Below are 21,812 nucleotides of genomic sequence, written 5' to 3'. Positions count from 1 at the left end.
GAACGTACGAACTCGTGGTGCAACAACTTCGGCAAGATCAGACGCAACACCGAACGCCGCCGCCCATGCGTCGACTTCTACCTCGACGCGGCCTGCATCCTCATCACGATCCGCAGCCTCATCGTCCGAGCCTGGAAACACTACCGATGGGAAACCCGACCCCGCAGCCCTCGCATCCGATGACCTACTGGCGGACGCACTAAAGGGGGCAGATTTCCGGCGGCGCTTATGCGGCGCGCCGGATGGTTGACGTTTCACGGCCAGACCCAATGGTCTTGGCTCCACGTCCGTACACGGCAAGCCCTGCCGCGTTCAGAATGTTCAGGGCGGCGTTGCTGTCGGCGTGGCCGACCCAGCTGCACGATGTGCAGACGAACCGGGCGCCGTTGCGGGAGGCTGGATCACGATGTCCGCAGGCTGAGCATGTCTGGGACGTGCCCGCAGCCGGAACCTTCAATAACTGTCCGCCGCGTTCGGCCAGCTTGTACGCCAGTAGTTCAACGGTCCTGCCGTGGGCCTCGTTGCGCATCGATCGGTTCAAGCCGGCCTTCTGCCGCACGTTCACGCCAGGGGACTCGGCAGTGCCTTTGGCGCTGCGGGTCATGTTGCGGATTCGGAGGTCTTCCACCACCACAACCTTGTACTGCTGTGCCAGGGACGTGGTGGTTTTGTGCTGCCAGTCGCCCCGGCGGCGCTTGACTTTCGCGCGTACCTTGGCGATTTGGTGATAGGTGCGGTGCAGCCGGTTCGAGGTCGGCTCGCCGCGTTTACGTGCCCGCTTCTGTCGTGCCGCTGTGCGTTCCAGCCTGAGAAGCCGGACCGCTTCGGTCGGGCGGGTCCATGGCCCGTGGGGATGGTTGTTGCGGTCGGACAACGCCAAAGCGATGGTGATGCCCCGGTCCACGCCGACGGCGGGGCCGGGATGCTGCGCGGGGGTGGGCATGTCGACTTCGGTGCGGAACACGATGTGCCAGCCGAGCACGTCTTTGACCAGCCTCGCACCGGTGATGCGGCCCGGCTCGCGGCCAACCCCAGGGATGGGGCCGGACCAGCGGAACCGCACCACACCAACCTTTGGGATCCGAACCTGCCCGACGTGGCGGGACAGTCGAACCACGCCGAGGTCGCGCCCCTGCGGTACATCGACGGCCATCCGGGATCGGATCCGTGACTTGAACTCGGGGGCCGACGCGCGGCCTTCCCAGCAGTTTTTCCACGCTCGCACGTACGTCTTGAGTACCTGCTGGGCGGCCTGCGCGGGCAGGTCGGCGAGCCACGGAATGTCTTTGCGGGCCTGTCGGATCGCCCCATCGGCCTGCTTGAGGCTCGGTCGGCGATGTTTGCCGCCCCACGTCCACCAGGCGTGCAGCAGATTCCACATGGCCCGTGCGGCGTGGCCCTGCTCATCCAGGGCCGCGGCCTGACCGGGGGCGAGGCAGAGACGCCGAACGTAACCGTGGTTGACCTTCACGACGCGGCCCCCTTCCGCCACGGGCGCTCCCACTGGGTTTCGGTGTACCCCTGAATCGTCGCGGCGGACACGGTGCCAACCGAACCCACGAAGTACGACCGAGACCACAGCGTCGGTAGCCGGGACCGCAGGTGAGGGAATTCGTCTCGCAGAACCTTAGACGTGAAGCCCTTGAGTTGGTTCGCAATGTACGACGGCGAAGCGGTCGGGTCGGCGCGAACGAACAGGTGCACCTGGTCGGGCATGACTTCCAGAGCCACGATTGACCATCCGTGTTCGACGGTCTTCTGTTCGATCAGTTCTCGCAGGCGTTCGGCGACCGGGCCGGCGAGCACGGGGCGGCGGTATTTCGAACACCACACGAGGTGATATCCGAGGCTGTACGCCACCCCGCGACTCGTCTGGTGTCCGGCCACGAACCTAGTATAAAAGCGGCCCACATCTAACAAGCCGGAGCCGTACCGCACCGGCAACCGACTTTTCCGCCTGCCGGCCCGTCGTCCGGGGACTGTCCGACCCGATGGCTATCCTCACGCCTCGTGACGTCGCAGCTGAACGAGATGCCCGCTGACCTGGTGGAGTTGTTCGCGGACGAGGAGTCCCGGACGCGGACGCTGGCCGTGCCGCTGCCGCCCGGGGGGACCGTACGCGGCGACGAGGGCGACGGTGAACGACCGGTGTTGTGGGTGAGCGACGGTCCGGCGCCGGCCGGGCTGTGGTCGCGGCTGCACGCGGCACACGACGACTCCGCGCTCTGGCCGTTGCTGCTGGACAGCCTGCCCGGTGACCCGTCCCGCCCCTGGGACCGGGGCGAGCTCTGGCCGCGTCCGGCGTTCTCGTCAGCGGAGCATGATGTCGAGCGGCTGCTCGCCGGCTGGTGGGCGTCCTACACCGGCACCGACGACGACACGGACATGCTCGCCCCGGCGGAGCGGCTCGCGGTCACCGCCCCGTACGGCCTGGACTGGCCCGGCCTGGCGTCGGCGGCCCGGCCACGGGTGGCGCCGCAGCGGCATGCGGAGCACTGGGCCGAGCAGCTGTCACAGGCCCAGCCCACCATGCGCCTCGGCCTCGTCGCCGCAGCGTGCGGCAGCGACGCGTTGGCGGCCATGGGCTGGCAGGGTGCCCTCAACTACACCAACGACACCGGCAAACTTGCTGCGGTGTTGCGCAGCTGGGAGGACCGGTTCGGGGTTCGGGCGATCGGCGTCGGCTTCGCCGAGCTGTACCTCAGCGTCGCCGCGCCGCCGAAAGACCTCGCCGAGGCGCTGCCGATCGCCGCCGAACACTTCGCCTTCTGCCCGGACAACATCTGGCAGGGGCAGCGTCCGTGCACGCTGGCTGCCTACGCCGATCGCCTCGTCGACGCCCCGACCTGGGCGTTCTGGTGGGACTGAGCGACCTGCTCAGGCAGCGGGATGCTGCTCCCGATTGGTGGTGAGAGTGACCAGGAAGGCGGCGTGATCGGTGGTGCCGGCCATGCCGATCGACCTGGTGGACTCGATGTTGACGTCCGCGGTGGCCATGAACTGCTGCACCCCGCCGTCGTGCCGGTGCCGGTAGTCGGCCGGCACGCAGGAGCGTACGTCCGGTGCGCCGCCGTGCCGCAGGTTGAGGTCGCCGCTGACCACCGTGGGCTGGTAGCGGGCGCGGGCGTGCAACTGCGGGATGGCCACGCCGAGCAGGTGCGAGCACTGGGCCAGCGCCAGCGCGGCACTGGTGTACGCCAGGTGCGTCGTGCACGCGAAGTAGACGGTGCCGGCCTCGACGCAGAGCCAGGCCCGCTGCTCCGGGTCCGCCGGGTCCTGCGCCGGGTAGAACCCGTTGTGCACGGTGTGCCCACCCTCCGGCGCCGCGAGGTGCGCCAGCACCCCGACGCCGTACTGCTGCCCGTTGACGCAGCGGTACGGGTCGCCGGTGCGGCCGTTGCGCGCCGGCTGGAAGGCAGCCACCACGGTGCCGTCGTGCACCTGCACCATCGCCTGCTCCAACGCCGCCACGTCGCCGGAGCAGATCTCGTTGAGGGTGACCACGTCGGGCCGCTCGGCGCGGATCACCTCGGCGGCCCGGTCGACCGACCGTCCGGTGTAGCAGCCCTTCGCCATGCCGCTGTTGCACAGGTTCATCTGGAGCACCCGCAACCGGGTGGTCTCGGCCGGGCGGGCCACCGAACAACCGGCCAGCAGCGCGGCGACGAGGATCAGGCTGACGGCCAGCGCCGGCGAAATCCGGTACGGACGACCAGCCATGCACCTGCCCAATGCTCGCGAAGGGGTGGCAAGCGTACCGGCATCCGTGGCCCGACCGGTCGGCGTCATCGCTGTCCGCGATCGCGGGCCCGGATTCGGGTGACGACCTGGCCGGTTGACGGCACGTTATGAGGAAAGAGGTATGGCTCGGTCTATTTCCGCCCACCTTCGCGCCGTCCTAATCTGCGGCTGCCGGTGATCCCGGCGTTCCCCGACCGGCAGGAGAAGACGTTGCGAGTCACTGCGGTGTTGCGTGCGTTCACGGCCCTGGTCCTGACCTTCGTCGCTGTGGTCGCCGTCCCGACCACAGCTACCGCAGCCACGGCGGCGGCATCCGCCCTGGCGGTACCGGACATTTCGCTGACCAACACGAAGGCGCATCTGCAACAGTTCCAGGCGATCGCCTCCGCCAACGGCGGCAACCGACGCTCGACCACCGCCGGCTACACCGCCTCGGTGACCTACGTGTACAACAAACTGGTCGCCGCCGGATTCACCGTGACGCGGCAGAACTGCACCTCCGGCTGCACCAGCGGAGCCGGTCCGAACGTGATCGCCGACTGGCCGGGCGGTGGGGACCCGAACAGCGTTTACATGTTCGGCGCGCACCTCGACGGCGTATCCGCTGGTCCCGGCATCAACGACAACGCCTCCGGGTCGGCGACTCTGCTGGAGATCGCCCTGACTCTCGCGGCGACCAGGCCGAGCCTGACCAGCCGCGTCCGGTTCGCCTTCTGGACGGACGAGGAGCAGGGCCTCAACGGGTCGAGGTTCTATGCCAACACCCTGCCGACCGCGGAACGATCGAAGATCAAGGCGTATTTCAACTTCGACATGGTCGGTTCCGTCAACGGTGGCTACTTCATCAACCGGATCACCTCGGCCCCCGGTCAGACGCTGAAGGCCTACTACGACTCGATTGGCGTGCAGACCGAGGAGAACACCGAGGGTGCCGGCCGTTCCGACGATGCCCCCTTCAACGCGATCGGTGTGCAGACCTCGGGCGTGGCGGCGGGCGCGTCCCGGGTGAAGACCGCCGCGCAGGTGGCCAAGTGGGGTGGCACCCAGAGCGCCTTCGACCCCTGCTACCACCGGGCGTGCGACACGTACCCGAGCAACATCTCCGACACGGTGCTCAACCGGGCCGGCGACGCAGCCGCGTACGCACTGTGGACGCTGGCCGCCGGAACCCCGGCGACGGTGATCTGGTCGGACACCTTCGAGACGGCCACCGGCTGGACCACCAACCCCGCCGGCACCGACACCGCCACCACCGGCCTCTGGGAGCGCGGCGTCCCACAGGCCACCAACTCCAGCGGCCCCAAACAGCTCGCCGCCACCATCTCCGGCACGAACGACCTGGTCACCGGAAGGCTCGCTGGCACCTCCGCCGGCGACTACGACATCGACGGGGGTGCGACCAGCGTCCGCTCGCCCGCCATCGCGCTGCCCGCCACCGGCCCGCTGACGCTGAAGCTGTCCTGGTATTTCGCCCACGGCAACAACGCCACCAGCGCGGACTTCTTCCGGGTCTCCGTCGTGCACAGCGGCGGCACCACCGCCCTGTTCACCCAGTTGGGCAGCGCGACCAACCGCGACGCCGCCTGGGCGTCGGGCAGTTGGAGCCTCACCGGCTACGCCGGCCAGAGCGTACGGATCCTCATCGAGGCCGCCGATGCGGGCACCGCGAGTCTGGTCGAGGCCGCCGTCGACGACGCCGTCATCACCCAGGGGTAGGCCCGGCGCCGACGTCCTCAGCGGCCGCCGTTCCCTTGCCGGGACGGCGGCCGCTGGGTGTAGCGCATAAGTTCAGTCGCGCGGGATGGTGTGGCCGTTGGTGGCGAGCCACGTGTCGAAGGTCTGCAGCTCCGGATTGAGCCGGCGGACCTTGTCGAGGTCGCGGACGCCGGTGAAGTACGCATGGTGCTCCGTGTAGTACTGGAACATGTTCCCGATCTCGTCCGCGCCGGGGAAGCCCAGGTCGCGGTAGGCGTCGTGGGACAGCGGGCGGTAGACGACCGGCTCGCCGACCGCCCGGGACAGGCCTGCGGCGATCTGCTCGCCGGTGAGGTGCTCACCCGCGATGTGGACCGTGTGGCCGGCGTACTCCGTGCCGGCCTTCAGGATGCCGTACGCGGTCTTGCCGATGTCCTCCGCCGCGATGCCGGCGAGACGACTGTCACCCATCGGCAGCGACAGGGCCAGCACCCCGTCGGCGCCGCGGGTGGGACCCGCCGCACCGGTGGCCAGGCCCTCCCAGTAGAAGGCCGTCCGCAGGAACGTGGTCGGTACGCCGGCCCGGGTGAAGAATGCGTCCGCCTCCGCCTTCGCGTCGAAGTGCGGAACCTTGTACTTACCCTGCAGCGTGGGCATCCGATCATCATGGACCGGGATGTGGTCACGAACGTCCTCAAGGGTCGACCAGATGGCGTGCCGCAGGCCGGCCTGCTTGGCCGCCTCGGCGAGGTTCGCCGCCTCCTGCAACTCCTTCTCGGCAGACATGTGCGCCCAGAAGTTGGTGACCAGGAAAGCACCGTAGGCCTCGGCGAATGCCCGCACCAGGCTCTCCGGATGGTAAATGTCGGCCTCGACCACTTCGGCGCCGAGTTTCACCAGCTCCTGCGCCTTTTCCGAGGTGGGATCGCGGGTCAGCGCGCGGACGGTGAATTCGCTGTCGCGGTCGGCCAGGATCGCCCGCGCCAGCCCTCCACCCTGAGCCCCGGTCGCGCCGACGATCGCGATGATCTTCTTCTCGCTCATGTCCCACTCCTTGCCGCCTGGCCGGCCTTTCCGGCCCTTGCGACCGACTCAACCGGGCCGATCCATCGATAATTCCCGATTGGACTCCAGGCTCGTGGTGACGCGCGGTACACCAGAATCGGACCCGGTTCGGTCTCCGCTGGCGATCCTGTGGAAAAGCGGCGTGAGCACGGCTGCCGGCGCGCCAGGTCTATTTCGACCCCGACGACGCGTACCGGGCGTGGTGGGTCTTCGACTGGGACGCCAAGGACTATGAAGGTGCTGATCGGCGGCGGCACGGCGAGCCCGGTGTCTCAGCAGCACGTCGCCGAACTCGCCGACCGGCTGGCCGATGCCCGCCTCGTCACCATCACCGCCGGCCACCTGGTGCACGAGACCGCGCCGGAGGCCTACCTCGACGCGGTGACCAGGTTTCTGGCCGCGTGAGTTCCAACGGCCGTCGGACATCCTTCAGGCGGCGGGTGTCAGCGTGCAGGTCCGAGTGCAGAGGTAGGTACGGCCGCAAGTGCACACCAGGCCGTGGTCGACCTATGCCCGCCGGGCTACCGTTCGTAGATCTTGGACAGTTTCGGTTCGTGTGGGCTCGCAGAGTAATAACACGCTGGTTCCCGAGCTTCCGGTCGCGGATGTGGTATGTGAACGTTGATCGGGTAGCCCGTCGTTCTGGCGCTGGTCAGGTTCTGTTTCGGCGTGGCGGGACTGGTGTATCCCGCCGAGGCTGTCCGGATCCGCTTGGGTTCGAGCGGCTCGATGCCGGATGATCGTCTCGGGCACCTGGCTGGCGTGCGGGGAGCGGTGGTCGTGAGGATGCTGATGTCACCGTGACATGAATATGTCAGGGTGACATGACGCCTGTTCGGGATGTGCCTCTGGCCGGGCGACCCGGCGTACGGCCGATGTCCGGCCCTTCCACGCGTTACCCCGATCAACGTTGGTAGAGACGGCACTAGCAGGCAGGAGGCCGCGAATCCGGAAAACTACGTGTTATTACTCTGCGAGCCCTTCCGAACGGTGAGTGTCCAAGATCTGCATTTCGCGTCCCGTATTCCGGGATACGTGCATCAGCCGCCGGGCGTTGGGCGTCAGTCTTCGTCGGTAGGCCGAGGCTGCCGGTACTTGGCAATCCACTCTTCGATGTCCTCGGCCAACCACACCTTCATGCCGCGAAGTTCCTGGTAGGGCTTCGGAAAGGTGGGGTACCGGGCAAGCTGCTGGAACCGCTGCCGTGAGACGTTCAGGCGCTGGGCGATCTCGTAGGGCCCCATGAGCTGCCCCGGCCCTCGGTTCATGGCCCGAAGGTAGGTCGACCCGAGCTAGTCTGATGGCTATTGCCAGTTAACTAACCTGTTGGCTTACTGGGATCGTGGCCGTATGCCGCGATTCATCTCATACGGGGAGTATCTGGCCGCCGTGGCGCGGACCCTCTCGCGTAGGCACCGGCCGGTCTGGTCGTGGATCAGGTGGCGGATGGTTTGCCGCTGCGGGAACGAGTTGCCGTGCCGGGTTCGGCATCGGGTGCCGATCAATCGGGGCCACTGGCCGGGGGAGTCCGCATGACGGCGCACGGGCCGGTGCTGCCGATCTGGGTCTGCGCGGGGTGTGGATCGCTCTGGCCCTGCCGCATCCGCCGTCGAGAGTTGCTGATCGAGTACGAGGGTGCTCCGGTCTCGTTGTCGATCTACATGGCGTCGCGTCTGGTGTCCGCCTCGACCATTTCCGTTGATCATGAGGTTAGCGGCAGTGGTTGATCTTCAAACTGCCGCTAACCTCATGATCAACGCAGAGATGCAGGTGGGTGGGTCAGTCGCGTAGGGGGTACGGGACGAAGGTGCTGCGGTTTTCGTCCAGGTCGAGTTGGCGGCTGATGGGTGGGGCGGCTCGCTGGGGGCAGGTCATCCGGTCGCAGGTCTTGCAGCCGGGGCCGATGGGGATGGCGGCCTCGGCGGCGTGCAGGTCCATGCCGGTGGAGTAGACCAGGCGGCCGGCGTGCCGGGTTTCGCAGCCCAGCCCGATCGCGTACACCTTGCCGGGTTGGCCGTAGCCGCCGTGGTGGCGGGTGATGGTGCGGGCGATCCACAGGTAGCGCTGCCCGTCGGGCATCGCGGCGACCTGGGTGACCACCCGGCCGGGAGAGCTGAACGCCTCGTAGACGTTCCACAGCGGGCAGGTGCCGCCGGTGCGGGAGAACGGGAAACCGGTGGCGGACTGGCGTTTCGACATGTTGCCGGCCCGGTCGACCCGCACGAAGGAGAACGGCACCCCGCGCGCCCGGGGGCGTTGCAGCGTGCTGAGCCGGTGGCAGACCGTCTCCCAGCCCATCGCGTAGTGCTGGGTGAGCAGGTCGATGTCGTACCGGCGCTGCTCGGCGGCGGTCAGGAACTGTTCGTACGGCAGGATCAGCGCCGCCGCGAAGTAGTTGGCCAGGCCGACCCGGGTGAGGATCTGGGTCTGTACGTCGTCGAACTGCTCCGACTCCACGATCTCGTCGATCACGTCGGCGAACTCCAGCAGCGCGATCTGGGCGGCCATCCGCATGGCCTCCTGCCCGGACCGCAGTGACGTGGACAGGTGCAGGGTGCGCGTCTGGGGACGGTACCGGTGCAGCTCGTCGTCGAGGGCGGCGGCGTCCTCGCGGCGTACGCGAACGCCGTGCTGCTGTGAAAGACGGTCGCGCAGCAGCCCGCGGACCTCGCCGCGGCGCAGCCCCATCTGCGCGGCCAGCCGCTCCGCCTCCTCGTCCAGCTCCGGCACGTAGTTCTGCCGCCGGTAGAAGAACTCGGTGACCTGGTCGTGTGGGCTGCGGCCGACCCGTTCGCGGTCGCCGACCAGCTCGGCGAGTTGCTCGTCGACCTGCTGGTAGCGGCGGTGCAGCTCGATGACGGCGGCGGCGACCTCGGGCAGCCGGGTGGCCAGCTCGGTCAGCTCGGCCAGGCCGGCCCGGCCGGGCAGCGCCTCCCGCAGGCCGGTGACCAGCCGCGGGGTGTCGTGCGCGGCGAAGACCGCCGGGTCGACGCCGAACAGCTCGGTGATGCGCAGTAGCACCGGGACCGTCAGGGGTCGGGTGTCGTGCTCGATCTGGTTCAGGTAGCTGGGGGAGATGTTCAGGTGCCGGGCCAGCTCCGTCTGGCTGAGCGCCCGTTCCTCGCGCATCCGGCGCAGCCGGGCCCCGGCGAAGGTCTTGGCCACCGCCCTCACCTCCCTGGTCGCCGCCGACGGATTCCGGTCACATTAGCACTGCTGCGAATAGAGGCTTTCACAACTTCGCAAAATCGCCGGTCGACTTTTCAATAATTGGCCTTTTCCGTATCTCGACCTGTCCCGACCAGCCGTGTGACCGTGGAAAACACATCGGCGGCTCGGCGTCGGCGGGTGTGCCGAGCACGACTTGAAGGGGATGAGAATCGATGGTTACCGCGATCGAGCAGGTGCAGCGCGAATGGGACACCAACCCTCGGTGGCGGGGTGTGCGGCGTAGCTACCGCGCCGAGGACGTGGTGCGGCTGCGGGGGGCGATCCAGGAGGAACACACCCTGGCCCGGCACGGGGCGAACCGGCTGTGGCGGCTGCTGAACAGCGAGGACTACATCCACGCCCTCGGCGCGCTGACCGGCAACCAGGCGGTGCAGATGGTCCGGGCCGGGCTCAAGGCGATCTACCTGTCGGGCTGGCAGGTGGCCGCCGACGCCAACCTCGCCGGACACACCTACCCGGACCAGAGCCTCTACCCGGCCAACTCGGTGCCTGCGGTGGTGCGCCGGATCAACAACGCCCTGCTGCGCGCCGGCCAGATCACCACCGCCGAGGGGGACAGCTCCGGAATCGACTGGCTGGCGCCGATCGTCGCCGACGCCGAGGCCGGCTTCGGTGGCGTCCTCAACGCGTACGAGCTGATGAGCGCGATGATCGCGGCCGGCGCGGCCGGGGTGCACTGGGAGGACCAGCTCGCCTCGGAGAAGAAGTGCGGCCACCTCGGCGGCAAGGTGCTCATCCCCACCGGCCAGCACATCCGCACCCTGGAGGCGGCGCGGCTGGCCGCCGACGTCGCCGGGGTGCCGAGCGTGGTGATCGCCCGTACCGACGCGCAGGCCGCCACCCTGCTCACCACCGACGTCGACGAGCGGGACCAGCCGTTCGTCACCGGCGAGCGCACCGCCGAAGGCTTCTACCGGGTGCGCAACGGCATCGAGCCGTGCATCGCCCGGGGCCTGGCGTACGCCCCGCACGCCGACCTGCTCTGGATGGAGACCAGCACCCCGGACCTGGAGGTGGCCCGCCGCTTCGCCGAGGCGATCAAGGCCGAGTACCCGGACCAGTTGCTCGCCTACAACTGCTCGCCGTCGTTCAACTGGCGCAAGCACCTCGACGACGCCACCATTGCCAAGTTCCAGCGCGAACTCGGCCACATGGGCTACAAGTTCCAGTTCATCACCCTGGCCGGCTTCCACGCCCTGAACTACTCGATGTTCGACCTGGCCCGTGGCTACGCCACCGACGGCATGTCGGCGTACGTGTCGCTGCAGGAGCGGGAGTTCGCGGCCGAGCCGGCCGGCTACACCGCGGTCAAGCACCAGCGGGAGGTGGGCACCGGCTACTTCGACCTGATCAGCACCGTGCTCAACCCGGCCGCTGAGACCACCGCGCTGCGCGGCTCGACCGAAGAGGAGCAGTTCGCATGAGGTACGAGATCATCGGCCCGCTGGCCGAACGGTTCGACGAGGTGCTCACCCCGGACGCGCTGGAGTTCCTGGTCACGCTGGACAGCGAGTTCGCTGCCCGGCGGGTGGCGCTGCTGGACACCCGCCGCGCCCGCCGGGACCGGTACGCCACCGGCCAGTTTCCCGACTTCCTGCCGGAGACCGCCGGCGTGCGCGCCGACCCGACCTGGCAGGTGGCCCCGCCGGCCCCCGGGCTGGAGGACCGGCGGGTCGAGATCACCGGTCCGCCGGACCGGAAGATGACCATCAACGCGTTGAACTCCGGCGCCAAGGTGTGGCTCGCCGACTTCGAGGACGCCACCACCCCGACCTGGCACAACGTCATCGGTGGACAACTCAACCTGATCGACGCCCTGGACCGGCGCATCGACTTCACCGATCCGCGCGGCAAGCGCTACGCCCTGGGCGAGGAACTCGCCACGATCGTGGTCCGGCCGCGCGGCTGGCACCTGGTGGAGAAGGGCATCGTGGTCGACGGACGGCCGATCTCGGCCAGCCTGGTCGACTTCGGGCTCTACCTGTTCCACTGCGCCCGCCGGCAGCTCGCCGCCGGCGCCGGCCCGTACTTCTACCTGCCGAAGTTGGAGGGTCACCGCGAGGCGCGGCTGTGGAACGACATCTTCGTCTTCGCCCAGCACTACCTGCGCCTGCCGCAGGGCACCATCCGGGCGACCACGCTGATCGAGACGATCACCGCCGCCTTCGAGATGGAGGAGATCCTCTACGAGCTGCGGGAGCACTCGGCGGGTCTGAACGCCGGCCGCTGGGACTACATCTTCAGCATCATCAAGAACTTCGGGCAGTGGCCGGACTTCGTCCTGCCGGACCGCGCCGAGGTCACCATGGCCGTGCCGTTCATGCGCGCGTACACCGAGTTGCTGGTGCAGACCTGCCACCGGCGCGGCGCGCACGCGATCGGCGGGATGGCCGCCTTCGTGCCCAGCCGCGACCCGCAGGTCAACGAGACCGCCCTCGCCCGGGTGCGGGCGGACAAGCAGCGCGAGGCCGGCGACGGGTTCGACGGCTCCTGGGTCGCCCACCCCGGCCTGGTCGACACCTGCCGCGAGGTGTTCGACGCGGTGCTGGGCGAGCGCCCCCACCAGCTCGACCGCCGGCGCGACGAGGTGGCGGTGGCCGCCGCCGACCTGCTGTCGGTCGACAAGACACCGGGCCAGGTCACCGAGGCGGGGCTGCGCTCCAACATCGCGGTGGCGCTGCGCTACATCGACGCCTGGCTCGGCGGCGCCGGCGCGGTGGCGCTGTGGAACCTGATGGAGGACGCGGCGACCGCCGAGATCGCCCGCTGCCAGGTCTGGCAGTGGCTGCATCACGCCACACCGCTGGCCGGCGGTGGCTGCGTGACCGAGGAACTGGTCCGGTCGATGCTGACCGAGGAACTGGCGGCGCTGACCGAGGGGCGCGAGGGCGCCGAGCGGGAGCGCGCCGAGCAGGCCGCGCGGATCGTCGAGGAGACCGCGCTGGGCGAGGACCTGCCGTCCTTCTTCACCACTCCCGCGTACGCCCGACACCTGGGCCCACGTCGCAAGGACGCCGCGGCGGCCCGCTGAGGCAACCGGGGCGGGGCTCGTCGCCCCGCCCCGGGCGGGCCGTGGGCCGGGCCCGGGCCGTACGCCTGACACGGGAGAGAGTCACTCGCACGTGGTCACGTAGGTGTCACGCTTTGACATGCAAGCAGTGGCTTTCCTATCGTTTCCGGTGTGGGCGACGTGTTCAAGGCGCTGGCGGATCCGACCCGGCGTGCCATCCTCGACGAGTTGCAGGACCGCAGCGGCCAGGCGCTGTTCGAGTTGTGCGTCCGGCTGACCGGCAAGGGGTTCACCTCGACGCGGCAGGCGATCTCCCAGCACCTCGCCGTCCTGTCCGAGGCCGGCCTGGTGGTGGTGCGGCGCGAGGGCAGGTACATGTTCATCGACCTCGACACGTCCCCGCTCCGACAGATCTACGAGCGGTGGAGGGTTGACACATGCGAATCGGACACATGAGCATCTTCGTCGACGACCAGGACAAGGCGTTGGCGTTCTACACGGGCGTGCTCGGCTTCATCAAGAAGACCGAGATTCCGCTCGGGGGCCACAGCTGGTTGACGGTGGTGTCGCCGGAAGACCCGGACGGCGTGGAGCTACTCCTCGAACCAGATCAGCATCCGGCGGCGGCGGCCTTCAAGAAGGCCCTGGTGGCGGACGGGATCCCGTTCGCCATGTTCGGTGTGCCGGACGTGCCCGCCGAGTACGAGCGACTGAAAGGGCTCGGGGTGACCTTCACCCAGGAGCCGTTGAACATGGGCAACGTGACGACCGCGGTCTTCGACGACACCTGCGGCAACCTCATCCAGATCGCTGCCATGCACGACTGAGGCGTCTTTGACGCCGGGCGTGGCCAGGTCGCCCGGCGGGCAGACGCCGGCGCGCTTGTGCGCCCCCGTGCTGCCCGCCGGGCCGACATGCATGGGTCAGCAGTTGCGCAGCTCGGGGGACTGGTTGAGGAGTTGGCCGCGGACGGAGACGAAGCGGCGATAGGTGTCGGAGTCGACAGCGGACGGACGGAACGCCGCGACCCGGTGGCAGTTCTGGAAGGCCAGTTTGACGTCGAAGTGCCGCTCCAGGCTGGACCGGATCGAGTCGCTGGCCAGCGCCCGCAGCAACTGACCCCGTTCCACCTCGCCGGGCGGTGGGATCTCGTTGTCCGCGAACTCCGCGTCGGACGACGTCAGCTCCGCCGCCACTCGGGCGACGGTCTGCCAGGCGTACGGCAGGGACTCGCGTACGCAGGCCACGAACTCCTCGTCGGTGACCGGCCCCGACTCGGCGGCACGCAGCAGGTCCGGTGACACGGTGAGAGACATGCTTTCCTCCACTCGCTAACGACAATCATTGTCATGTGCATTGCGGAGTGAGCACATCACGTCACCCACAGCGATGTCAATGCTCCTGGCGGCGTGCCGCGGCACCGGAAACACGACGGTTGGCGTGACCACGGCGGCCGGCCCGAGTGCGCCAGGCGGTGACTTCAACCGGTTAGTCCGGCCAGGGCACGGGAATGCGATGGTCGCGTGGCAGATGAACCGTCCGCCACCGCCCACCTCACGGGGAGGTCGACATGGGTAACCAGGAGAAGCTGCACCAGATGCGGCAGCAGGCCCACAACGCCGGCATCCAGGGCAACTCCAAGATGACCGAGGCGCAACTGCGCGAGGCGCTGCGCAAGGTCGGCAAGGGCGAAAACCCGCAGATGGCCAAGCACCAGGCCGGACGCTGAGCCCAGACCCGGCGCCGGCACCTGTTGGTGCCGGCGCCGGCGTGGCTCGTGGAACGGCAGCAACCCGGCACCGTCGTGGCGGGTACGCCTCACCCTGTCCGATCCGGATCACCGGGACGGACCAGCCCGGTCTCGTACGCCAGGATCACCAGCTGGACCCGGTCCCGAACGCCGAGCTTGGTGATGGCCCGGCTGACGTGGGTCTTCGCGGTCAGCGGACTGATCACCAACTCGCGCGCGACGTCCTCGTTGGACAAACCGGCCGCGACCAGCCGCAGGACGTCCCGTTCCCGGTCGGTGAGCACCGCGAGCCGATCCCCGCCGGTGCCGGTGGTGACCGGCCGGTGGGCGAACTGCGCGACGACCCGGCGGGTGACGCTGGGGGAGAGCAGCGCGTCGCCGGCCGCGACCACCCGGACGGCTTGGCGCAACCCGTTCGGGTCGACCTCCTTGGTGAGGAAGCCGCTGGCGCCGGCGGCGAGCGCGGCGAACACGTACTCGTCGGTCTCGAACGTGGTGAGGATGATGACGCGGCAACCGGACAACCCCTGGTCGGACACGATCTGACGGGTCGCCGTAATTCCGTCCATGCCGGGCATCCGGATGTCCATGAGTACGACGTCCGGCCGAGTCGCCCGCGCGGCCCGGACGGCCTCGTCGCCGGTGGACGCCTCGCCGACCACGACGATGCCCCGGTCGCGTCGCAGCAGGCTGCGGAAGCCCGCGCGGACCAGTTGCTGATCGTCAGCGAGCAGTACGCTGACCGCCATCGTCACCTCGCCACCGGCAGCACGGCGGACACCTCGAAGCCACCGCCGTCGACGGGGCCGGTCGTCAGCGTGCCGCCCAGCGCCTCCACCCGGTCCCGCATCCCGGCGAGGCCGTGCCCCACGGTGGCGCCGGGTGTCGCCGTACCGTCGTCGCATACCTCGACGGTGACCCGAGTCGGCGCGTACCGCAGGGCGACGACGGCCCGGCCGGCGCGGGCGTGCCGGACGACGTTCGTCAACGCCTCCTGCACCACCCGGTACACGGCCAACGCCACCGGGGTCGGCACGGCCGATCGGTCGCCGCTCTCCTCCAGCGTCACCCGCAGCCCCACGCCCCGCACCCGTTCGACCAGGTCGGTCACGCCGTCCAACCTGGGCAACGGCGACTCGACCCCGGGTGTGGAGTCGTCGCGCAGGACGCCGACGAGCGCCCCGAGGTCCGCCATCGCCCGGCCGCGCACGTCCTGCGCCAGCCGGAGCGCGTCGCGGGCCTCGTTGGGTGCCGAGTCGACCGCGTCCAGCGCCACGTTGAGGTGCACGCCGACCACGGCCAGCGTGTGGGAGACGACGTCGTGCAGTTCCCGCGCGATGCGTACCCGCTCCTCGGCGCGGCGGCGACCGGCCGCCAGTTCCTGTTCGTGCCGCGCCTGCCGCACCCGGGCGGCCACCTCGTCCTGCCAGCGCCGCCGGTTGGCGTACGCTAGGGCGGCGGCCACCACCACCGCCAGCCACAACGCCTCGCCGCCGACCGCGACCGCGACCGACTCCGGGGCGCGCCCGGCGACGTTCGCCTCCCAACTGGTGGCGAAGGCGAGGGCGCTCACCCCGGTCGCCAGCGCCCAACCCACCCGCCCGGCCAGCACGGCCCCGGCGAAGGCGACGGTCGCCGGCCAGATCCACCCGACGTCGACCAGACCGGCGGCCCGGTACGCCGCGACGGTGGCCACCGACGCGAGGAGCGTGCCGACCGGCCACCGGGTACGCAGCAACAGCAGCGCGGCGAGCGTCTGCGCCAGCGCCAGCGCGCCCGCGACGGTCACCCGGCCGCCGGCCAGCGCCACGCCGGCCGGCACCCCGACGGCGGTGGCCGCCGCCAGCAGGCCGGTGAGCGCCCAGCCCGGCAGCGCCGGCCGTGCCGCCGTGCCCGGGTACGCCATTGTCCCGCCCGCTTCCACCATCGGCCGATTATCCGCCGGACCCAATGCGGGGCGCGGCCGGCATGCGGCGCAGCCCGACCGCCACCACCGCGAGCCAGCCGCAGTACGCCCACATCATGACCCGCTCGGTCAGCCCGACGACGGTGTGCTGGGCGCCCACCGAGAGACTCGGACCGCCGATCACATCGACCCAGGTCACCACGAAGACGGCGAACGTGGCCAGCGCCACGACCAACGCGACGGTCAACGCCTGGGCCACCGGCCGCCACCGCACGTCCCGCCGCCAGGCCCGGGTGAGCAGCGCCGCGGCCACCGGCAGGGCAACGAACGCGGTCAGCCCACCCAACCCGTGCACCAGCCCGGCGGTGGACGGCGGGCGGTCCCACTGACCCGGCGGGTCGGCCGGGAAGATCCCTACGATCAGCATTCCGGCCGCCCAGACACCGAGCAGCCCCAACCCGAGCCGCCCGCCACGGGCCGGGGTGGCCGATGCCACAGCTGGCACCCCGCTCGTTCCCGGCGCCCGACCGGATCGCACGACCAACAGGATCAGCAGCGCCGTGCTGAGGGCGAAACCCACTGCCGCGCACGGGATGAGCCAGCCGGCTCGTCCGTGCACGAAGTGGCTGGCCATGTGTTCGATCCAGCTCCACCGTGGGTTGAGCGTGTCCGCCGTGGCTATGGCGGACAGCGCCAGCGCCAGGCCGACCAGCACGGCGTCGGCCGTGAAGCGCGAACGTGACGGCCGGTCGTTCCCCGACGGCCGAGCGGACAGATCAGCAGCGTGCATTGGACACCCTTCATCGACGTGGCCCGAAAGCTACGGCGCAAACCGGGGGAGGCGCGTCGTACCGGCGGCGTCACCTTTTCCGACGCCAAAGGAGTACGGCGTACGACGATCGGAGTAGGTCGGTGGAAAGCACGTAACCTGTCAGTTACCACTTCGAGATCAGCCGGCCGGCGGTCAGTCGTCACCTGCGCGTACTCCGTGAGAGCGGTCTGGTGCGCGACACCGTGGACGGCCGCGAGCGCCGCTATGAACTGGACTCGACCCGGCTCCGTGAGCTGCTCCGGTGGCTCGCCGTACTCCAATGAGGAGCGGACAGCATGACACCCACCCCATCCGGGCGCCTCTTCGGCACCGACACCGGGCCCGAGCTGGTCGTCACTCGCGAATTCCGGGCCCCGATCGAGGCCGTCTGGGCCAGCCTGACCGAACCGGATCGCACCGCCCGGTGGTACGGGCGCTGGGCGGGTCGGGCCACGCCCGGTCAGAGCGTCCGGATGCAGATGGCCTTCGAAGAGGGGGAGCCGTGGTCCACGATGCGGATCGACGCGTGCGAGCCGCCCCGCCGGCTCGCCCTCGCCGCGCAGGACGAATCCGGCACCTGGCGGCTGGAGTTGCTGCTCACCCGGCGCGACGACCGGACGGAGTTGCGCTTCGTCCAGCACCTGGACACGGTCGAGGGCGTCGGCGAGATCGGGCCCGGCTGGGAGTACTACCTGGATCGGCTGGTGGCCGCCCACCACGACACGGCGATGCCGTCGTTCGATGACTACTACCCGGCGATGAAGACCTATTTTGATCAGTTGAGCCTTTCCCCTCGCTGATCTCCTGCATCGGCGGCTGGCCGGGTCGTCCAGATGTGATCGAAAGGCGACGCCGGTGCCGTTCGCTCCGTTTTGCCCTCTCTGGCCGGGGTACCGCCCTGAGGATCTGGTCGTTGTTCACCAGGGAGGTACCGGTAGAGATGGAATCGCGAAACCCCGCCAAGGCGGTCAAGGACGTCGTGGAATCCGCCGCGGAGAAGGTCTCCGACGTGCTGACCCCGAAGGTGCCCGGTGTGCCGGGCGAGCCGCCGCCCCTGGAGGAACCGACCACGCCGCACGACCCGCCGCCGCCGAAGCCGGAGCAGGGCAGCCCGCAGACCCGTACGCCCACCGGCGCGCGAACCGGCACGCCGTCGAGGGCAATGGGTCAGCAGGGGGCCTTCCTCACCACGGCCCAGGGGGCGCGGCTGCGCGACACGGACCACTCGCTGAAGGCGGGACCGCGCGGCCCGGTGCTGCTCCAGGACCACCACCTGCGGGAAAAGATCACCCACTTCGACCACGAGCGCATCCCCGAGCGGGTGGTGCACGCCCGGGGCGCCGGCGCACACGGCACCTTCAGCGCGTACGGCACCGCCGAGAACGTCACCCGGGCGGGCTTTCTCAGGAAGGGCCGCGAGACCGAGGTCTTCGTCCGGTTCTCCACCGTCCTCGGCTCGCGTGGATCGGCCGACACCGTTCGCGACACCCGGGGCTTCGCGACGAAGTTCTACACCGACGAGGGCACCTTCGACCTGGTCGCCAACAACATGCCGGTCTTCTTCATCCAGGACGCCATCAAGTTCCCCGACATCATCCACGCCGGCAAGCCGCACCCGCACCGCGAGATCCCCCAGGCGCAGAGCGCCCACGACACCTTCTGGGACTTCGTCTCCCTGCACACCGAGGCCCAGCACCACACCATCTGGAACATGTCCGACCGGGGCATCCCCCGCTCGTTCCGGACGATGGAGGGTTTCGGCGTACACACCTTCCGCCTGGTCAACTCCGCGGGCGAGACGGTGCTGGCCAAGTTCCACTGGAAGCCGAAACTGGGCGTGCACTCCCTGATCTGGGAGGAGGCCCAGATGCTCAGTGGCATCGACCCGGACTTCCACCGCCGCGACCTGTACGACGCGATCGAGGCCGGGGCGTTCCCCGAGTGGGAACTCGCCATCCAGGTCTTCCCGGACACCCCCGAGGAGACCTTCGCCGGCATCGACCTGCTCGACCCGACCAAGATCGTGCCGGAGGAGTTGGCCCCGGTGCAGCCGGTGGGCGGGCTGACGCTCAACCGTACGCCGACGAACTTCTTCGCCGAGTCCGAGCAGGTCGCCTTCCACGTCGGTCACCTGCCGCCGGGCATCGACGTCACGAACGATCCGCTGTTGCAGGGCAGGCTCTTCTCGTACGTCGACACGCAGTTGACCCGCCTGGCCGGGCCGAACTTCCCGCAGATCCCGATCAACCGGCCACACGCTCCGGTCAACGACATGCTGCGCGACGGCTTCCACCAGCAGGCGATCCACACGGGAATCGCGCCCTACCGGCCGAACTCGCTCGACGGCGGCAACCCGTTCCCGGCCGGCGACGACGACCACCCCTTCACCGACCTGCCGGTACGGGTGGCCGAGGCGCCTAAAATACGCCAGAGCCCCGCCTCGTTCGACGACCACTTCAGCCAGGCCCGGCTGTTCTGGCTGAGCATGTCCCCCGTCGAGCGGGAGCACATCATCCGCGCCTACACCTTCGAGCTGGGCAAGTGCTACCACCAGACGATCAGGGAGCGTCAACTCCAGTGCCTGGCCAACATCGACCCGGTGCTCTGCGCCCAGGTCGCCACCGGCCTCGGGCTGCCCACGCCGCAGCCGACGGTCCCGCTGCCCGACGTCACGCCCAGCCCTGCGCTGTCGCAGGTCGGTCGCGAGTGGCCAGCCGACGGCCGAATGATCGGCATCGTGGTCGACCCCGACGCCGACCTGGACACCGTCCGCCAGGTACGCCGCGCGGTCTTCGGTGCCGACATGGTGCCACTGCTGATCGCCCCGCACGGCGGCATGATCGGTGACCTGACCGTGCAGCGCAGCTTCGCCACCGGCCGCTCGGTCGAGTTGGACGCGCTGCTGCTCGCCGCCGCCCCGCCCCCGGCGTCGGACGCGCTGCCGGCCCGCGAGGCCAAGGCCGGCGCGGCACGCCCGGTCCCGGTGGATCCGCGTGTGCTGCTGCTGGTCGAGGAGTGCTGGCGGCACGCCAAGGCGATCGGTGCCTGGGGCCCCGGCGTCACCGTGCTGGAGCAGGCCGGCGTGATCGGCAGCCCCGGCGTGGTCACCGCCGACTCCGGCGACGAGGTCTTCACCGCCGTGCAGCACCTGCTCGCCACCCACCGCGTCTGGGAGAGGTTTCCCGCCTCGGTGTCCTGACCCGCCCGCCCCATACCGAGCGGAGATCTTGTTGCGGAAGTGCCCCCGCGTCGGTTGGGCGGTCAGTGCACCACGACGACGGCCGGTTCGGGTCCCGTCGGGGTGAGGCGGGCCGGGCGTACCACGAGCAGCAGCACGACCAGTGCCATGACCAGGCCACCGGCGATCAGCAGGGCCATCGCTACCGCGCCGTTGCCGAGCACCCCGACCAGGGGCGCGGTCACCGCGCCGACGCCGAACTGGACCGCGCCGAGCAGGGCGGAGGCCGTGCCGGCTGCCTCGCCGTGCCGGCTCAGTGCCAGGGCCGGGGCGTTCGGCATCGCCAGGGCGATCGCGGTCAGCGCCAGCCACAGCGACCCGAGCAGGGCCGGCAGCCCGCCGAACCCGGTCGCGGCGACGCCGAGCAGCACCAGTGCGGCAGCCGAGCCGATGAGCAACGCGGCCGTCAGGATCTGCTGCGGGGAGTAGCGGCGCAGCAGCCGTACGTTGCCCTGGGTGGCGGCGATCAGGCCGATCGCGCCCGCCCCGAACGCGAACCCGAACTGCTGCTCGCTGAGCCCGTACTGTTCCTGCATCACGAACGAGGAACCGGCGACGTAGGCGAAGATCGCCGCCATGGCCAGCGCCGCCACCAGCACCAGCCCGACGAAGGCGCGGTCGCGCAGCAGCGAGCGGTAGAGCCGGGCGGTGGACAGCACGCCGCCGCGCTGGCGACGCCCGGGTGGCAGCGTCTCCGACAGGCCGAACGTGGCGACCAGCATCAGCAGTCCGCCGAAGACCATCAGCGCTACGAAGATGCCCCGCCACTGCGTCCAGCGCAGCAGTTCGCTGCCGAGCGTCGGTGCCAGGATGGGCGCGGCGCTCATCACCAGCAGCAGTCGGGAGAGCAGTTGGGCGAAGGACGAGCCGCTGAACAGGTCGCGTACCACCGCCATGGCGATCACCGCGGCCGCCGCCGCGCCCAACCCCTGGACGACCCGCAGCGCACCGAGCACCGCGATGTTCGGCGCGAGAGCGCAGCCCAGCGAGGCCACGATGTGCAGTGCGGTGCCCGCGATCAGCGGTCTGCGGCGGCCGAGCGCGTCGGAGAACGGACCGATCACCAGTTGGCCGAGGGCGAGGCCGACCAGCGTGCCGGTGAGGGTCAACTGCACCGTCGACGAACTGGTGGCGAGGTCGTCGGCGATCGCCGGCAGCGCCGGCAGGTACATGTCGATGGTCAGCGGCCCCAGCGCGATCAGCGAGCCGAGCACGAGGATGAGCCGCAGGCGTTGCCGGCGGCTCATCAGGTCGCCGGGCATCAGCGCGTTCGGCGGGGCCACGGCGGTGTCGACGGCGGTCATCGGGCCGTGGTCGCCCGACCCGGACACGGGGCAGACTGTGGTGCGAAGGTCATATCTGGCT

Annotated in this window: 22 protein-coding genes and 2 pseudogenes; 13 read left to right on the top strand and 11 right to left on the bottom strand. The window is 69.7% G+C overall.

Annotated elements, in window-relative coordinates:
• Positions 1-183: pseudogene (locus IEY61_RS03735) on the top strand (IS5/IS1182 family transposase); the annotation flags it as partial.
• A gap of 43 nt (positions 184-226) precedes the next feature.
• Here IEY61_RS03735 and IEY61_RS03730 read toward each other — a convergent pair.
• Together IEY61_RS03730 and tnpA are read right to left on the bottom strand one after the other, a co-directional pair.
• A complete protein-coding gene (locus IEY61_RS03730; RefSeq protein WP_189040780.1) occupies positions 227-1,471 on the bottom strand; it encodes an RNA-guided endonuclease InsQ/TnpB family protein in 1,245 nt (414 codons plus the stop codon).
• Positions 1,468-1,887 (bottom strand): IS200/IS605 family transposase, encoded by a 420-nt coding sequence (gene tnpA / locus IEY61_RS03725; RefSeq protein WP_189040779.1) that lies wholly within the window; start codon positions 1,885-1,887, stop codon positions 1,468-1,470. The genes IEY61_RS03730 and tnpA overlap by 4 nt, the downstream gene beginning before the upstream one ends.
• A gap of 123 nt (positions 1,888-2,010) precedes the next feature.
• Between tnpA and IEY61_RS03720 the strand changes: the two genes are divergently transcribed.
• Positions 2,011-2,868, top strand: a complete 858-nt coding sequence (locus IEY61_RS03720) for a DUF4253 domain-containing protein (protein ID WP_229705661.1) — start codon at positions 2,011-2,013, stop codon at positions 2,866-2,868.
• A 9-nt stretch (positions 2,869-2,877) separates the two neighbouring features.
• Here the strand turns inward: IEY61_RS03720 and IEY61_RS03715 are convergent, their stop codons facing one another.
• Positions 2,878-3,720, bottom strand: a complete 843-nt coding sequence (locus IEY61_RS03715) for an endonuclease/exonuclease/phosphatase family protein (RefSeq protein ID WP_189040778.1) — start codon at positions 3,718-3,720, stop codon at positions 2,878-2,880.
• A gap of 246 nt (positions 3,721-3,966) precedes the next feature.
• On the opposite strand from IEY61_RS03715, the gene IEY61_RS31750 reads away from it, so the two are divergent.
• The gene (locus tag IEY61_RS31750; protein WP_373293096.1) at positions 3,967-5,457 is read left to right on the top strand and encodes a M28 family metallopeptidase; all 1,491 of its coding nucleotides are present in this window, start codon (positions 3,967-3,969) and stop codon (positions 5,455-5,457) included.
• A gap of 72 nt (positions 5,458-5,529) precedes the next feature.
• Here IEY61_RS31750 and IEY61_RS03705 read toward each other — a convergent pair whose 3' ends face one another.
• Positions 5,530-6,480, bottom strand: coding sequence for an NmrA/HSCARG family protein (locus tag IEY61_RS03705; protein ID WP_189040777.1), 951 nt, complete (start codon positions 6,478-6,480; stop codon positions 5,530-5,532).
• Positions 6,481-6,732: 252 nt separating this feature from the next.
• On the opposite strand from IEY61_RS03705, the gene IEY61_RS03700 reads away from it, so the two are divergent.
• A complete protein-coding gene (locus IEY61_RS03700; RefSeq protein ID WP_189040776.1) occupies positions 6,733-6,906 on the top strand; it encodes an alpha/beta fold hydrolase in 174 nt (57 codons plus the stop codon).
• A 656-nt stretch (positions 6,907-7,562) separates the two neighbouring features.
• Here the strand turns inward: IEY61_RS03700 and IEY61_RS03695 are convergent.
• Entirely contained in the window at positions 7,563-7,769 is a 207-nt protein-coding gene (locus tag IEY61_RS03695; RefSeq protein ID WP_229705660.1) for a helix-turn-helix transcriptional regulator, read from the bottom strand.
• Positions 7,770-8,033: 264 nt separating this feature from the next.
• Here IEY61_RS03695 and IEY61_RS03690 point away from each other — a divergent pair, with 264 nt between their 5' ends.
• On the top strand, positions 8,034-8,228 hold the full coding sequence (locus tag IEY61_RS03690) for a hypothetical protein (RefSeq protein ID WP_189040775.1): 195 nt from the start codon (positions 8,034-8,036) through the stop codon (positions 8,226-8,228).
• A 52-nt stretch (positions 8,229-8,280) separates the two neighbouring features.
• Here IEY61_RS03690 and IEY61_RS03685 read toward each other — a convergent pair whose 3' ends face one another.
• Entirely contained in the window at positions 8,281-9,666 is a 1,386-nt protein-coding gene (locus tag IEY61_RS03685; protein ID WP_189040774.1) for a short-chain fatty acyl-CoA regulator family protein, read from the bottom strand.
• A 218-nt stretch (positions 9,667-9,884) separates the two neighbouring features.
• Here IEY61_RS03685 and aceA point away from each other — a divergent pair, with 218 nt between their 5' ends.
• The 4 genes from aceA (at position 9,885) to IEY61_RS03665 (ending at position 13,569) form a co-directional block, all read left to right on the top strand.
• A complete protein-coding gene (gene aceA, locus IEY61_RS03680) occupies positions 9,885-11,156 on the top strand; it encodes an isocitrate lyase (protein ID WP_189040773.1) in 1,272 nt (423 codons plus the stop codon).
• Positions 11,153-12,763, top strand: a complete 1,611-nt coding sequence (gene aceB / locus IEY61_RS03675; protein WP_189040772.1) for a malate synthase A — start codon at positions 11,153-11,155, stop codon at positions 12,761-12,763. Before aceA ends, aceB begins: the two co-directional genes overlap by 4 nt.
• 159 nt (positions 12,764-12,922) lie before the next feature.
• Entirely contained in the window at positions 12,923-13,198 is a 276-nt protein-coding gene (locus tag IEY61_RS03670) for an ArsR/SmtB family transcription factor (RefSeq protein ID WP_373293095.1), read from the top strand.
• On the top strand, positions 13,180-13,569 hold the full coding sequence (locus tag IEY61_RS03665) for a VOC family protein (RefSeq protein WP_189040771.1): 390 nt from the start codon (positions 13,180-13,182) through the stop codon (positions 13,567-13,569). Before IEY61_RS03670 ends, IEY61_RS03665 begins: the two co-directional genes overlap by 19 nt.
• A gap of 96 nt (positions 13,570-13,665) precedes the next feature.
• On the opposite strand, the gene IEY61_RS03660 is transcribed toward IEY61_RS03665, so the two are convergent.
• Positions 13,666-14,058: an SCO5389 family protein gene (locus tag IEY61_RS03660; RefSeq protein ID WP_189040770.1), complete on the bottom strand. Its 393-nt coding sequence runs from the start codon at positions 14,056-14,058 to the stop codon at positions 13,666-13,668.
• A 254-nt stretch (positions 14,059-14,312) separates the two neighbouring features.
• Between IEY61_RS03660 and IEY61_RS03655 the strand changes: the two genes are divergently transcribed.
• The gene (locus IEY61_RS03655; RefSeq protein WP_189040769.1) at positions 14,313-14,471 is read left to right on the top strand and encodes a hypothetical protein; all 159 of its coding nucleotides are present in this window, start codon (positions 14,313-14,315) and stop codon (positions 14,469-14,471) included.
• A gap of 89 nt (positions 14,472-14,560) precedes the next feature.
• Here IEY61_RS03655 and IEY61_RS03650 read toward each other — a convergent pair whose 3' ends face one another.
• Genes IEY61_RS03650 through IEY61_RS03640 form a run of 3 tightly spaced genes read right to left on the bottom strand, consistent with a single transcriptional unit; the run spans position 14,561 to position 17,188 of the window.
• Positions 14,561-15,241, bottom strand: coding sequence for a response regulator (locus IEY61_RS03650; protein WP_189040768.1), 681 nt, complete (start codon positions 15,239-15,241; stop codon positions 14,561-14,563).
• A gap of 2 nt (positions 15,242-15,243) precedes the next feature.
• Positions 15,244-16,419: a sensor histidine kinase gene (locus IEY61_RS03645; RefSeq protein WP_229705658.1), complete on the bottom strand. Its 1,176-nt coding sequence runs from the start codon at positions 16,417-16,419 to the stop codon at positions 15,244-15,246.
• 7 nt (positions 16,420-16,426) lie between these two features.
• Positions 16,427-17,188 carry a DUF998 domain-containing protein gene (locus tag IEY61_RS03640; RefSeq protein WP_189040767.1) on the bottom strand — a complete coding sequence of 254 codons (762 nt, stop codon included), beginning with the start codon at positions 17,186-17,188 and terminating at the stop codon, positions 16,427-16,429.
• A gap of 152 nt (positions 17,189-17,340) precedes the next feature.
• On the opposite strand from IEY61_RS03640, the pseudogene IEY61_RS32075 reads away from it, so the two are divergent.
• From IEY61_RS32075 to IEY61_RS03625, 3 genes and pseudogenes are all read left to right on the top strand, one after another.
• Positions 17,341-17,397 (top strand): annotated as a pseudogene (locus IEY61_RS32075) (ArsR family transcriptional regulator); the annotation flags it as partial.
• Positions 17,398-17,505: 108 nt separating this feature from the next.
• Positions 17,506-18,009 (top strand): SRPBCC family protein, encoded by a 504-nt coding sequence (locus tag IEY61_RS03630; protein WP_189040766.1) that lies wholly within the window; start codon positions 17,506-17,508, stop codon positions 18,007-18,009.
• Positions 18,010-18,149: 140 nt separating this feature from the next.
• Complete coding sequence (locus tag IEY61_RS03625) at positions 18,150-20,408, top strand: catalase (RefSeq protein ID WP_189040765.1); 2,259 nt, start codon at positions 18,150-18,152, stop codon at positions 20,406-20,408.
• A gap of 62 nt (positions 20,409-20,470) precedes the next feature.
• Here IEY61_RS03625 and IEY61_RS03620 read toward each other — a convergent pair whose 3' ends face one another.
• Positions 20,471-21,778 (bottom strand): Bcr/CflA family efflux MFS transporter, encoded by a 1,308-nt coding sequence (locus tag IEY61_RS03620; RefSeq protein WP_308424544.1) that lies wholly within the window; start codon positions 21,776-21,778, stop codon positions 20,471-20,473.
• Positions 21,779-21,812: the final 34 nt, after the last annotated feature.

The sequence above is a fragment of the Micromonospora sonchi genome (genome assembly GCF_014646235.1).
GTDB lineage: Bacteria > Actinomycetota > Actinomycetes > Mycobacteriales > Micromonosporaceae > Micromonospora > Micromonospora sonchi.
This window is presented reverse-complemented; position numbering and strand designations above follow the sequence as displayed.

What these genes read in the sequence shown, in the direction of transcription:
- IEY61_RS03715 (WP_189040778.1), bottom strand. Translation starts at nt 3,720, where the DNA reads ATGGCTGGTCGTCCGTACCGGATTTCGCCGGCGCTGGCCGTCAGCCTG.
- IEY61_RS03645 (WP_229705658.1), bottom strand. Translation starts at nt 16,419, where the DNA reads ATGGTGGAAGCGGGCGGGACAATGGCGTACCCGGGCACGGCGGCACGG.
- IEY61_RS03630 (WP_189040766.1), top strand. Translation starts at nt 17,506, where the DNA reads ATGACACCCACCCCATCCGGGCGCCTCTTCGGCACCGACACCGGGCCC.
- IEY61_RS03625 (WP_189040765.1), top strand. Translation starts at nt 18,150, where the DNA reads ATGGAATCGCGAAACCCCGCCAAGGCGGTCAAGGACGTCGTGGAATCC.
- IEY61_RS03695 (WP_229705660.1), bottom strand. Translation starts at nt 7,769, where the DNA reads ATGAACCGAGGGCCGGGGCAGCTCATGGGGCCCTACGAGATCGCCCAG.
- IEY61_RS03665 (WP_189040771.1), top strand. Translation starts at nt 13,180, where the DNA reads ATGCGAATCGGACACATGAGCATCTTCGTCGACGACCAGGACAAGGCG.
- IEY61_RS03655 (WP_189040769.1), top strand. Translation starts at nt 14,313, where the DNA reads ATGGGTAACCAGGAGAAGCTGCACCAGATGCGGCAGCAGGCCCACAAC.
- IEY61_RS03705 (WP_189040777.1), bottom strand. Translation starts at nt 6,480, where the DNA reads ATGAGCGAGAAGAAGATCATCGCGATCGTCGGCGCGACCGGGGCTCAG.
- IEY61_RS03660 (WP_189040770.1), bottom strand. Translation starts at nt 14,058, where the DNA reads ATGTCTCTCACCGTGTCACCGGACCTGCTGCGTGCCGCCGAGTCGGGG.
- IEY61_RS03650 (WP_189040768.1), bottom strand. Translation starts at nt 15,241, where the DNA reads ATGGCGGTCAGCGTACTGCTCGCTGACGATCAGCAACTGGTCCGCGCG.
- IEY61_RS03690 (WP_189040775.1), top strand. Translation starts at nt 8,034, where the DNA reads ATGACGGCGCACGGGCCGGTGCTGCCGATCTGGGTCTGCGCGGGGTGT.
- IEY61_RS03700 (WP_189040776.1), top strand. Translation starts at nt 6,733, where the DNA reads ATGAAGGTGCTGATCGGCGGCGGCACGGCGAGCCCGGTGTCTCAGCAG.
- aceA (WP_189040773.1), top strand. Translation starts at nt 9,885, where the DNA reads ATGGTTACCGCGATCGAGCAGGTGCAGCGCGAATGGGACACCAACCCT.
- aceB (WP_189040772.1), top strand. Translation starts at nt 11,153, where the DNA reads ATGAGGTACGAGATCATCGGCCCGCTGGCCGAACGGTTCGACGAGGTG.
- IEY61_RS03640 (WP_189040767.1), bottom strand. Translation starts at nt 17,188, where the DNA reads ATGCACGCTGCTGATCTGTCCGCTCGGCCGTCGGGGAACGACCGGCCG.